The organism is Flavicella sediminum, assembly GCF_006381105.1.
Lineage (GTDB): Bacteria > Bacteroidota > Bacteroidia > Flavobacteriales > Flavobacteriaceae > Flavicella > Flavicella sediminum.
Map to the genome: position 1 here is coordinate 49,592 of NZ_VDET01000036.1, position 13,494 is coordinate 63,085.

Here is a 13,494-nt window from a genome sequence, read left to right on the forward strand (position 1 = left end):
AGCGTATATATTGAGTCGTAAATTGTTTACTTTTGTTTGGATCAAAAATACTAAAAAACTATTGATTATGAATTCTGAAAAAGTTGCATTATACATTGTAAATTGGTTAAAAGAGTATGCTACAAAAGCAAACGTAAAAGGTTTTGTGGTTGGTGTTTCAGGGGGAATTGATTCTGCTGTAACGTCTACATTATGTGCAAAAACAGGTTTGCCTACCATTTGTGTAGAAATGCCTATACACCAAGCTGTAAGTCAGGTTACCAGAGCACAAGACCATATTGCACAACTTAAAGAAAACTATAGCAATGTAAGTGATGTTCGTGTGGATTTAACGGAATCTTTTGAAACTTTTCAAACCGCTTTTGCTACATCCGAATCCAATGCCCTTAAAGATTTGACTTTGGCCAATACCAGAGCTCGATTAAGAATGACGACCTTGTATTATATTGCCGGTTTAAATTCCTCTTTGGTTGCAGGAACAGGGAATAAAATTGAAGATTTTGGCGTAGGTTTTTACACCAAATACGGAGATGGTGGCGTTGACGTTAGCCCCATTGCAGATTTAGTTAAATCGGAAGTATTTGCTTTAGGTGCTGTTTTAAATGTTCCTGAATCTATTCAAAATGCAGCTCCTACAGATGGATTGTTTGGAGATAGTAGAACAGATGAAGATCAAATTGGCGCTTCTTATGACGAATTAGAAATTGCCATGCAACAAACAAAAGACGGCGTCACAAATACTGATTTATCAGGAAGAGAAAAAGAAGTTTTTGATATTTACACAAGATTGCATAGAAACAACCAACATAAAATGAATCCAATACCTGTTTGTGAAATTTCAGAAGATTTAAAAAATTAAGCTTCTGAATTTTCATTGCAATAAAAACACCTATTATTTTCTCCTAAAATTATTTCTTTGGACTTTTTAAACTACAACCTTTTTTTAGACACACTTGACATAACACTGGTTGGTGTACTTTTGTATTATGTATATAAATTGCTAAAAGGAACTGTTGCCATTAATATTTTTATTGGAATTACCATTGTGTTTTTAATGTACAAAATAACACAGGCCTTAAAAATGGAAATGCTGAGTGGTATTTTAGAAGTTTTGGTAGGTGGAGGAGCCATTGCGTTGCTAATTATATTTCACCCTGAACTGCGAAAATTTTTATTAATGCTTGGTTCGGCAAATATTTCTTCTAAAAGAAGTTTTATCAAGCAACTAAAATTTTTAAAAACAGAAATAAATACTGAAATAGATTCTGAAAGCATCGTTTCTGCTTGCATCAAATTGTCTACAACCAAAACAGGGGCTTTGTTGGTTATTGAAAGAAATAACAACTTAGATTTTGTCAAACAAAACGGAGATTACATGAATGCAGAAATTAATGTGCCCATTATTGAAAGTATTTTCTATAAAAATTCTCCCTTGCATGATGGCGCTACCATTATAAAAGACAATTTTATTACCGCAACAAGAGTTGTGCTTCCACTCTCAGAGAAAGTCCTACCAAATCGTTTTGGACTGCGACATAGAGCCGCTATAGGAATTACCGAAAGAACCGATTGTATTTGTATTTTAGTTTCCGAAGAAACAGGAAAAATTTCACTTATAAAAGACGGTGAATTTGAACTATTTGAATCGAACGAAGATTTATTGGATAAAGTTAAAGGCTATTTAGTTTAGTTCTACAACTTCATCTGAAAATTGTTTTTCAAACAAGTTTCTATAATGCCCATTTTCTCTTTTTAAAAGTTCATGGTGACTTCCTTGTTCTACAATCAAGCCTTTATCCATTACAATAATAGCATCTGCTTTTTGAATAGTTGCCAACCTATGCGCAATTATAATGGAAGTTCTATTTTTGGTTATTGTATCTGTAGCATACTGAATCATTTGTTCTGAATAGGAATCTACAGACGAAGTAGCTTCGTCTAAAATAAGAATACAAGGGTCACTTACATACGCTCGTAAAAACGCAATTAATTGGCGTTGACCAGAAGACAACATGCCACCACGCTCCTTTACATTATAATGATACCCCCCGGGTAAAGACATGATAAAATCGTGAATTCCAATTTTTTTCGCAGCTATAGTTACCTGTTCTAAGGTGATTTCTTTTTTCTTTAGGGTAATATTATTCAGAATCGAATCTGAAAACAAAAACACATCTTGCAACACAATGGCAATATGGTTTCGCAAAGAATGCAATTTGTAATCTTTGATATCCACACCATCTACACAAATAGAACCTGAATCTATTTCATAAAAACGATTGATTAAATTAATAATCGTGGATTTACCAGCCCCTGTGGAACCAACAATAGCAATGGTTTTACCGGCCTCAACTTCCAATGAAATTCCTTTTAAAACTTCTACACTTTTTACATAACTAAAGTGAACATCTTTAAAAGAAATTGTTCCTTCTAATTTATCAATCGCTACATTTCCTTCTTTGGAAATTATTTCATCAGTATCCATAATTTCAAAAACCCTATTTCCTGCAACCATTCCCATTTGAAGCGTTGTAAACTTATCTGCAATTTGTCGTAAGGGTCTAAATAACATTTCCGACATCATGATAAAACCAATGACTTCACCCGTTGTTACAGTACCTTCAAAAGCCACATTTAAGCCTCCAAACCAAACAATTAATCCGACCGCTACTGAAGATAATATTTCAGCAATGGGATAGAATATAGAAAAATACCAAACGGTTTTGATGTGTGCCTTTTTATGAACTTCATTGATACCCACAAATTTATCGTACTCAATTTTTTCACGACTAAAAAGTTGTACTATTTTCATTCCTGTCACTCGTTCCTGAACAAAGCCATTCAAACTTGCAACTTGGGTTCTTACTTGTTGAAACGCCACTTTTATAGAACGCTGAAATACTTTTGTAGCATAAATTAAAACAGGAAGTACGGTAAATGAAATTAAGGCCAATTTCCAGTCTGTATACAGCATAAAAGCAGCAATAACCACCATTTTTAATAGGTCACTTACAATCATAAAAAGTCCTTGACCAAAAAACTGTGCAATGGTTTCTACATCAGACACCACTCTAGTTACCATTTGTCCTACCGAAGATTTATCGAAATAGGACATTTTGAATTTTATAACATGTTCAAAAAGTTGAATTCTAATATCTTTAATAATATGCTGTCCTAACCAATTGGCAATATAGATAAAGCTTAAATGCAAAAGCACTTCTACAATTAACACACTAAGTATCCACATAGAATAATACAACAAACCTTCTTGATCTTTGGTTTTTATATAGCCATCAACGGTTTCAATAATTAAATAAGGCCTAAAAGCAGCTATAATTGCTAAAGAAATAGCCGCAAAGCACGCCATAAAAAAATGAATCCTATATTTTTTTGCAAAGCTCATGAGTCGCATAAAAATATCCATATCAAAAACCTTCCCTGTATTTTTTTTACTCATATCTAATTGTATTAGGATAGACAACTGAAGTTAAAAACAAACCTCTAGCCGGAGCAGATGTCCCTGCATTCCTCCTATCCTGATTTTCTATAATAGTCACAAATTCACTAATAGTTACTTTTCCTTTTCCAACAGCAACTAGCGTACCTACAATGGCGCGTACCATATTTCTTAAAAACCGGTCCGCAGTAATATAAAAGGTAAGAGTCTCTCCTTCAAGTTTCCATTCGGCTTGGCTTACTTTACAATTATAGGTTTTCACTTCTGTTTTCGATTTTGAAAAACATTTAAAATTACTATAATTTAAAAGAACAGCCGCCGCTTTGTTCATTTTATCAATGTCTAATAATTGCGAGTGTAATTGCCAAGTGGTATCTAATAAAAAAGCATTTCTCCCTAAATAAATCTGATATTCATAGCTTCTGCTTATTGCGCTAAAACGAGTATGGGCTTCATCATCTACTTGAAAAATAGCAGCAACCACAATGTCATCAGGTAAAACTGAATTTATTTTGTACAAATATTCTGGTTGATCAAGTAATACATCGGTATCTATATGAGCAAACATTTGCGAAGCATGAACCCCTGTGTCTGTTCTTCCTGCACCATTTACTTTTATACTGCAATTCAATATTTTCGAAAACCCTTTATTTAACATTTCTTGCACAGAAATGGCGTCAGGTTGAATTTGCCAACCGTGGTAATTTTTCCCAAAATAAGATAGTTCTATAAAGTAACGTTTCACTGTGATTTTTTTACTGAACAAAGATACATAATCCAACAACAAATTGCCGATATCTCAACATTTTCCTAAGGAAACACTTTAGCCTATTCCCTTAGAAAAGAAGTAACGTATTTGTTTTGAATCAATTAAAAAAAAGCTACAATTTTATTCAAAAAACATTGTGAAAACTGAAAAATGATTGTAATTTTGCCTCGGCAAGTCCTACACAACTAGCTCCCTCGGAATCCCCCAGGGTGGGAACACAGCAAGGGTACAAGGTTGTAGCAGTGTGATGTAGGTAGCTTGCCATTTTTTATGCCCTAAATTTTCCTTTTCTTGTTTTAATTGTACTAACTTTGGCGTCTTAATTAATTAATTCACCAATACAATGAAATTTTTTATAGATACAGCAAATTTAGAGCAAATTAAAGAAGCTCAAGATTTAGGAGTGTTAGATGGCGTAACTACAAACCCATCCTTAATGGCTAAAGAAGGAATTACTGGAGCCGAAAACATTTTACAACATTACAAAGCAATTTGCGAAGCCGTTGAAGGTGATGTTTCTGCAGAAGTTATTGCAACAGATTATGAAGGAATGATTCAACAAGGAGAAGAGTTAGCTGCTTTGAATCCACAAATTGTTGTGAAACTTCCAATGATTGCTGCTGGAATTAAAGCCTGTAAATATTTTTCTGACAAAGGAATCAAAACAAACGTAACTTTAGTATTTTCTGTTGGTCAAGCTATATTAGCGGCAAAAGCAGGTGCTACTTATGTTTCTCCATTTTTAGGACGCTTAGATGATATCTCTACAGATGGATTAAACTTGATCAAAGAAATTAGATTGGTGTATGACAACTACGACTTTAAAACGCAAATTTTATCGGCTTCAGTAAGAAACACTATGCATGTTGTTAATTGTGCGAAGATTGGTTCTGATGTTATGACTGGTCCTTTATCTTCTATTACAGGATTGTTAAAGCACCCTTTAACAGATAGTGGTTTGGCGCAATTCTTAAAAGATTACGCAAAAGGAAACTAGAAATTAAATTCTTAGTTTACGAGACTAAATACATATCAAAACAGGGGACGAAAGTCCCCTGTTTTAGTTTACTCAACTTTAAATTTGCCCCTGCCCCCTATTTTTTTCATCATGTCTTCGATTTAAAAGATTTTATAAACTCACTTGGTGTTTTTCCAAACTGTTTTTTAAAACAAGTTCTAAAATATTTAGGGTCAGAAAAACCAACCATAAACACCACTTCTGTAATTGAGTAGCGTCCTGATTTTAATAGATTTGATGCTCGTTTAATTCGAATTGTTCTAATAAATTCTGTGGTAGATTCTCCGGTAATCGATTTTATTTTATTAAAAAGTGCCGATCTACTCATGCCTACATCCATTGCAAAATTCTCTATAGAATAACTCGGGTTGTCAATGTTTTTCTTGACTGCACTTAAAGCTTTCTTTAAAAATTCTTTATCTAACTTACTTGAGAGTTCTTTCCATGTGGCAGACGTTGGTTTTGTTTTAAATTTTTCTGTCCACTGTTTTTTAGTTCTCAAAATATTGGTCACCCGAAGTTTTAAAACCTCCATGTTAAATGGCTTTAAAACAAATTCATCTGCACCCGTCTCTAAACCTTCTTTTTCATTTTCTATTCCTGCTTTGGCCGTTAATATAATTACAGGAATATGACTTGTAGCCAAATCATTTTTAATTTTTTTACACATTTCTATCCCCGTCATTTTGGGCATCATCAAATCTGAAATAATAAGATCGGGGCTAAATTCAGTTGCCATTTTCAATCCCTCTTCACCATTAACAGCTACAATGACCTTGTAATAATTTTGAAAATACTCAAACAAATACTCTCGCAAATCCTTATTGTCCTCTACCACCAAAATGGTTTGAGTATCCTTATTGTGCTTAACGGGTTCTATTGTTGAAATTGTTTCAGATAAAATTCCTTTAAAATCTTTTATTTCATTTTTAACAAAACTAAAATCGTATTGTTTTGGTTGAATTTCTAGAATAGAATCCTCTTCGTATGCTTCTCTTGAAATTGGAATTGAAATGGTGCAAATCGTTCCTTTTTCTACTTCACTTTGAATAGCGATATTTCCTTTATGAATTTCAATCAAACGTTTGGCATAAGCCAAGCCCAAACCTGAGCCCATTTGTATGGCATTGCTTTCTTTATTAACCTGATAAAACCGTTCAAAAACCACCGATAAATCGTCGGGTGCAATCCCCATACCTTCATCGACAACTTTTATAACGGCATGGGTTTTCCCCTTTTTCGTTTTTGTTTCAAATAGCAGTTCTATTTTTTTATTTGGAGGTGTAAACTTAAAAGCATTCGACAAAAGGTTGTAAACTACTTTTTCAATTTTATCTTTATCAAACCAAACATCAAGTTTATTAATCGTCGTATTAAAAGAAAAAGTTACTTGTCTTTCCTGAGCAATTTCTTCGAAGGCAATATAAATTTCTTCTAAAAAACCAACTAAATTGCCTTCCTCTACAATTAAATTTATATTACTTGATTCTGCCTTTCTAAAATCTAACAATTGATTAATTAGTCGTAACAAACGGGTAGAGTTTTTATACATAATCGTATTTAAACGCCTAAGATATTCTGCATCTTTACTCCCTTTCATTATTTGTTCTAAAGGACCAATAATTAAAGTTAGAGGTGTTCTTAATTCATGAGATATATTCGTAAAAAACCGCAGTTTCATTTGATTAATCTCTTCTGATTTTTCGTACAAAGCACTCTCTAACTTGATTTGATTTTTAAGTTTTATTTGGTTCCATCGGACTTTATACACGATAAAAACTATTGCAGCAAAGAGACTTATAAAAAACAAAATAGCCATTGTTGTTAAATACCAAGGTGGTGTAATAATAATCGTAATTTCTTTAGGATCAACACTCCAAACCCCTGAACTATTAGATCCAAACACTTTAAAAACATAGGTACCAGGAGGAACGTTGGTATAGGCTGCAAACTTACGATCTTGACTAATTTGTGTGTGTAATTTTTCTTCAAAGCCCTCTAAAAAAAACTTGTATCTATTTTTCTTTGGATTGGAAAAGTGCATGCTTGAAAAAACAAATTCAAAAGAATTTAAATGATGTGGCAGTACTATTTTATTTGTCGCGTTTATTCCTTTTGTAAGGATTACCTGCCCATCAATTTCTTCATCTACTTGCACCGATTCATTAAAAAGTTTAAAATCAGTGATGGTAAGTTTAGGCTTTTTTGTGTTTACCGTAATATTATTAGGCTGAAAAAAAGTGAATCCACCAACACCTCCACAAATCATTGTTCCTGTTGATGTAAACTCCATGGCATTCCCCATAAACTGCTCGACATTAAATCCATCTTTTCTTTCAAAATAAATTATATCTCCTGTTTTTGGGTTCAGTTTAGAAATTTCACGGATATGCATGGTCCAAATATTCCCTTCAAAATCTTCTTTTATTTGAGACACAACATCATTTGGCAACCCATTTTTAATGGTATATTGTGTAAATTCCAATTCGCCACTCGCTGTATAATGCACCCTATTTAATCCACCTCCATAGGTACCTACATAGATATCACCATTTTTAGCTTCATGAAGATCTAATATATGATTGCCGCTTAAAGAATTAGGATTAGTAGTGCTGCTATAGAATTTTTCAAATTCTGAGTTTCCTAGTTCAGGATGATTTAATTTATTTAAACCATTCGTTGTGGCAACCCAAATAGCGCCATTTTGCCCTTCAATTATATCGGTAATATTATTATTCGACAGACTTGTGGAATCCCTACTTGAGGCCAAATAATTTATAGATTCATACGACTTACTTTTTTTATTATAAGTCATTTTCATGAGACCTTTTTCCCAAACCCCATACCAAATAGCCCCCTTTTTATCTTCTTCAATAGCAAAAACACGACTTTCAATAGGCCTTCCTAAATTATCTTTTATTTTATTGATTTCATTAACGTCATAGCTTTTGGCCGCTTTATCAAACGTAATTTTAAACAAACCATTCAAAGCACCAGCCCAAATAGTACCATCTCTAGAACTCATTAAACGTTTTACTTCTGGTTCTACCAAAAGCTGGTTTAATTGTTTGTCCTTACCCGAATAGGTATACATTAATGGTGATTTCAAACTGTTGTCAATCGTATCTTTTAGCATGTTTTTATCCATAGCCAATATATTTCCTTCTCGAGTTCCCATCCAAAAATCTCCATTTCTATCTTCACACATTGACACGATTGGAGATTTAGATAAACTTGAGGATTCTTTTGGATTTAAGTACTCACTAGAATTGTAAAAAGCATGACTGTCCAAATCCATTTTATACAAACCTGAATCCAAAGTACACAACCAAAGAATATGAGAGGCATCGACAAAAATTTCTCGAATATCTAAATTACTTATAAGCTCTTTTTGTTGTTTGTTTCTAGACAAATTATTGATCACACCTGATTCCAGCTCATAGTTCAAAAGCAATTTATTTCCTGCAATCCAAATTTTCCCTTTTCCATCACTACATAAATTAATATTGCGTTGCACTTTGGATCTGTCAATATCTGGCCGAGCACCAAAATCAATTTTCTCAGACTCCAGAACTTTTAAATTTTCATCCAATTTTATTTTCAGTAATTCATAATGATTGTTAACAATCCAAACGGTGTTTTTAGGATACTCTAACATGTCAAAAATAGTACTTCCCTCCTTAAATAAAGTTTCTGTATAATTAATAGCTTCTATGGCCAACTTAGGTGTTTTTCCTTCTCTAATAACATCAACTTGATGTAATTTCACTTTCTCTGTTGGTGTTAAAAACCAAAATTTCCCATTTAAAGAAGGAATTAAGTTTTGAATATTTAAATTTAAGCCTTGGTATTCCTTTAAAAAAAAATCATACTTTAATTTCCCACTACTTTCAATTTCAAAAAACCTTATACCTTTTAATGTATTGATAAAGAACACCCCAGACTGTGTTTGGTGGATACTTACTTTCCCTGTATATCTAGGATCTCCTTTTCCTGTAAAATAAACATCAATTTTTCCCGTATTTGTATTTATTCTATTCAAGCCAGCAGCTGTTCCTGCCCAAACAATTCCATCTTTGTCCTCAAACAAATCATAGATCACATTACTACTCAAGCCTTTTCCGCTTAAAACATAATTGTATTGTTTCATTGAATACCCGTCATACCTATTAATTCCGTTAAAGGTACCAAACCACAAATAACCATCTTTATCTTGAATGATACTCGTTACAGAATTATGCGACAATCCAGCTTCACCTGCTATTTGGTTCAGGCGCCATTGAGCAAACAAGGACAGGTGTAGAAGCAATACAAAACAGGTAAAATAACATTTTTTCAAAATTGCAGTCTTTTAAATTTAGTTAGTAACTGTAGTGCTAAGTTTAGCAATATATACTTAGCAAACAAGTTATTTGACAAAAACTCTAAACTAGAAGCTAAAAATAAATAACTACCAACGATCCTTTATTTAACAGAAACAGCAGGATGAAAACATGAATAAAAGTGAATAATATTGTAACAGAAATAACCATCGAAATTATTTCTAAAAAACAAAATTAATTCAATCAAGAGTACTTCTTGACTTGTATTAAACAAATATTAATCTAAAACCACTTAAAATGAAAAAACAATTACTATTGATTACAGCACTAATTATGTGTGTAACGCAATCTTTTGCACAATTTGAAGTAGGAGGCTTAACTTTTAACATTCAAGGTACTTCCACCAACGTAAGTTGTACAGGGTTTACCACAGGAAACGAAGTTGCTTCATTAGTTATTCCTGAAAAAGTAACTGACCCAGCAACAAGTATAGAATATGCTGTTACAGTTATTGCAGGTGGTGCATTTTATAACAACGATGGCATCAACGATGCTATTATAACTTCTATTAGTTTACCGGGAAGCTTAAAGATTATAGCACTTAATGCATTTCGAGAATTACCTAACTTGACAACTGTAACTTTTGCGCCTTCTAATGAAGATGTTGAATTGTTACGATTTGAGGATGCTATTTTTTGGGGCTGTTCAAAACTTGAGAGTATTGACTTAACAGGAACAAACATTAATTTTGGAAGAGGTGTAGGAACTCCAGCCACAAAAACAGGTAGAAATTTATTTAGAGATTGTACGAGTTTAAAATCTTTTACACTTCAAAACAACACACAAACGAGTAGAATCTTTACAGGTGCATTTAATGGGTGTACAAGTTTAGAAACTGTTGACTTCTCAGGTACTGCAATTTCAACGTTTAGTCCTAATGCATTTCTTAATTGTACGGCTTTAAAAACTTTATACTTAGGTGCTGATACTGCTCCTGTTACCGTAAATGCAACTGCTTTTGGAGGCATAACTGCACCAATATCTGGTGGACAGTTATTTTTACCATCGGCTACTGGAGTAACTAATTACACTGATAGCGCTATATTTGACTGGGAATCTTACTTCACTATTGCAACTGGGACTTTAGGTGTTGACGACTTAGACTTAGCGGCAAATTTTAAGTTATTTCCTAATCCTGCAAAAAATACGATAAGCGTATCTAATAATGTCGTTTCTGCTAAAATATATAGTCTTTTAGGTACAGAAGTTAAAAGCTTTTCTTCAAACAATGATTTTGATATTTCTTACCTAGCAAATGGTATTTATTTATTTAAAGCCGAATTTGAGAATGGTGCAACTGAGACAGTACGTTTTGTGAAAAAATAATATTTAGCAAAAACACTCACCTCAATTAAAAGGGCATAAATCAATGATTTATGCCCTTTTTTTCTTTTTCATTTATTATAAATTTAAGATTCCTAACCACTCCAAACAGATTCGACAGGATGAATTCCTTATTACTAAGACCTATACTTGTACTATTAAAAATACATGTAAATACAGTACTCATGAAAAAAGTAACAATAACAACATTTGCCATCATTTTAAGTTTATTTCTAACTGGATGCCATAAAGAGCCATTGGTTACAGATACGGAAGTTGAACCTAAAGAACATTTTCCATTAACAGGTTACAAAGTTTGGTTAGGAACTACTTGTACTCCTAAAAATGCCATTTTAAAACCGGAAACATGGTCACGAACCGCTAAATTAGTAGAAGGACTAAATGTTAACAACACTCCTGTGCTTCCAGCAGCTGGTACTCCTAGTGAAGGAGAAGAATCACTCTCTACAGCACAATTTAATCAATTGATTCAAAGCTTTGATTTAGGTAATAAAAACGGATTTATCCCCATACCTAGAACCTTTTTTAAAAGTGCTGCTTTTCCAGAAAGAGCAGATTTAATTCCCTTTCTAGAAAATAAATTTCGAGATATCGATGCGGCAGGCTATTCCATAAACGGAATTATGTTTTTCGATAATTTTATTGGTAGTAGCTCTGAAGCCTCTGGAGGGGTCGCTTATGTTTGGACGGAGGAAGAAGCCCTAACAATGAGAACTTGGCTAGATGCCAACCGACCAAATGTAAAACTGTATTACAATGCAAGAAATTTCTCTTTAAAAGATAGAAATTGGTGTGAAAATCCGTTGGTAGATAATGTTGTAATTGAAGCCAAACCTACCTTGTGGTATGAGAACAAAGGATCTAGACAAGATTTATTAAAATGGCTATGGACCAACCCTAAAACAATTCATAAACGCGTTATTTTCCAAGTTCCAGTACATCCATTATCAGAAAACCCTTATGGAGATCCAAATTCTTTTCAACAAATCCGAGAATGGGTTCGATGGTTAGGCGCTGATTTAATGGGCATTGAATTTCTAAGAAGCAGCAGAGTGGTATTGATGCCGGTTACCTACAATCCAGCATTTACTTTTTACCCAGAAACTAGTAACAATGGTGCTAACTATAGCAATACTATGACAGGAATTGCGCTATCACTTATTGAGCAAAAAAACTTATTTCAAGGTTTAGATGCCTTACCTACTAAAGAAGATGCTTACAATATGAATCGAGTTAATCACTAATTTAATTCGCTTTTAGCAACTAAAAAAAAGGCCGATAACTTGATAAGTTATCGGCCTTTCTATAAAAACAACTTCTTCCTTAAGCAGATGCTCTATCTATAAAATTAAAGGGAACTTTAAATTTACCTCTTTCTTTATTTAAAATCATTTTTGCCGCTGTATCGCCCATTATATTAAAGTCAGTAGACACTACTGATATTCCAAAAAGATCTTTTAAAGGGGTGTCATTATAAGAAATTACACCAATATCTTCTCCTAATACCGATTCATTTTCTCTAGCTTGTCTTATAAAATTCACCAAGTCAGATTCTTCTATAATGATAAATAAATCGCCTTGCTTAACAATCATATCATCATAAATTTGATCTATAACTTCAAAACCAAATTGATGTTCAGCACAAAATTTTCCAATTCCATGCAAAATTCTTTTTGGATACGGATAAATCGACTCTTCAGGATACACCAAAATTATTTTTTTATATTTAGATACTTTATGAAGACCTGCTGTTAAGGCCTGATATACATCATTTTCAAAATCTTGGTAAATAGAAATAATTTGATTTTGATCGACTTCTAAATCATTATCCATTAAAATCAGTTTGTTCTCCGGTATTTTTTTTAAGGCTTTAGATACCGTTTCTGTTATACTAGAATGCTGAAGTTTGTCTGTTTTAAAATGAGGCATCACCACATAATAATCATAAGACGATTTATGTTTGTCTAATAAATTTAAAAATAAGGTTTCATCACAATGATAAATATGAAGATCGGTATGGGCATTGGCTCCAATACTCTCTACAAATGAGTTGTAAATTCTCATTTTATAAGAACTTAATTTATTGATCAGGAACAAAATATTGGTTTTTGAAATAAGTTTTGTTCTAGCTATATAAAATCCTTTTCCTCTAATAGAAGAAATAACTTGTCTTTCTTTTAAAATATTATAGGCCTTTTCAACGGTATCTCTTGACACGTACAACTCCTCACTAAAATTATTTATAGAAGGAATTTTTTCATCCATCACCAAATTTCCTATGGAAATATTATGGATAATAGATTTTACAATTTGCTGGTATTTAGCCTCTCTTGAATCTTCATCAATTTGAATAAATTTTGATATCTCCATATAAACTTAAATTTTAACTATTGAACAAACTTTTTGAAATTGAGCCTCAAAACATACATTAAAGTATCTTCATTTAACTCGCTAAATAAAAGAAACTCGATTCCTTTTTATTAGCACTTCAAAATTAGGTTGATTCAAGAAAAATTATGGGGAC

At 32.7% G+C, this 13,494-nt stretch carries 9 protein-coding genes and 1 other RNA gene; 6 read left to right on the top strand and 4 right to left on the bottom strand.

Going from position 1 to position 13,494, the window contains the following annotated elements:
- Window positions 1-67: 67 nt before the first annotated feature.
- A complete protein-coding gene (gene nadE / locus FGM02_RS16745; protein WP_139959651.1) occupies window positions 68-859 on the top strand; it encodes an NAD(+) synthase in 792 nt (263 codons plus the stop codon).
- 57 nt (window positions 860-916) lie between these two features.
- Window positions 917-1,690, top strand: coding sequence for a diadenylate cyclase CdaA (gene cdaA / locus FGM02_RS16750; RefSeq protein ID WP_243739436.1), 774 nt, complete (start codon window positions 917-919; stop codon window positions 1,688-1,690).
- Here cdaA and FGM02_RS16755 read toward each other — a convergent pair.
- Entirely contained in the window at window positions 1,682-3,457 is a 1,776-nt protein-coding gene (locus FGM02_RS16755; protein ID WP_139959653.1) for an ABC transporter ATP-binding protein, read from the bottom strand. The two genes, cdaA and FGM02_RS16755, sit on opposite strands and share 9 nt — an antisense overlap.
- A complete protein-coding gene (truA, locus tag FGM02_RS16760) occupies window positions 3,450-4,202 on the bottom strand; it encodes a tRNA pseudouridine(38-40) synthase TruA (protein WP_139959654.1) in 753 nt (250 codons plus the stop codon). Before truA ends, FGM02_RS16755 begins: the two co-directional genes overlap by 8 nt.
- A gap of 192 nt (window positions 4,203-4,394) precedes the next feature.
- Between truA and ffs the strand changes: the two genes are divergently transcribed.
- An RNA gene (ffs, locus tag FGM02_RS16765) (signal recognition particle sRNA small type) lies at window positions 4,395-4,493 on the top strand.
- Between the two features lie 76 nt (window positions 4,494-4,569).
- Complete coding sequence (gene fsa / locus FGM02_RS16770; RefSeq protein ID WP_139959655.1) at window positions 4,570-5,223, top strand: fructose-6-phosphate aldolase; 654 nt, start codon at window positions 4,570-4,572, stop codon at window positions 5,221-5,223.
- Between the two features lie 109 nt (window positions 5,224-5,332).
- On the opposite strand, the gene FGM02_RS16775 is transcribed toward fsa, so the two are convergent.
- Window positions 5,333-9,583 (bottom strand): hybrid sensor histidine kinase/response regulator transcription factor, encoded by a 4,251-nt coding sequence (locus tag FGM02_RS16775; RefSeq protein ID WP_139959656.1) that lies wholly within the window; start codon window positions 9,581-9,583, stop codon window positions 5,333-5,335.
- 280 nt (window positions 9,584-9,863) lie between these two features.
- Between FGM02_RS16775 and FGM02_RS16780 the strand changes: the two genes are divergently transcribed.
- A complete protein-coding gene (locus FGM02_RS16780; RefSeq protein ID WP_139959657.1) occupies window positions 9,864-10,952 on the top strand; it encodes a leucine-rich repeat domain-containing protein in 1,089 nt (362 codons plus the stop codon).
- Window positions 10,953-11,134: 182 nt separating this feature from the next.
- On the top strand, window positions 11,135-12,214 hold the full coding sequence (locus FGM02_RS16785) for a hypothetical protein (protein WP_139959658.1): 1,080 nt from the start codon (window positions 11,135-11,137) through the stop codon (window positions 12,212-12,214).
- Between the two features lie 79 nt (window positions 12,215-12,293).
- Here FGM02_RS16785 and FGM02_RS16790 read toward each other — a convergent pair whose 3' ends face one another.
- A complete protein-coding gene (locus FGM02_RS16790; RefSeq protein ID WP_166461214.1) occupies window positions 12,294-13,340 on the bottom strand; it encodes a GntR family transcriptional regulator in 1,047 nt (348 codons plus the stop codon).
- Window positions 13,341-13,494: the final 154 nt, after the last annotated feature.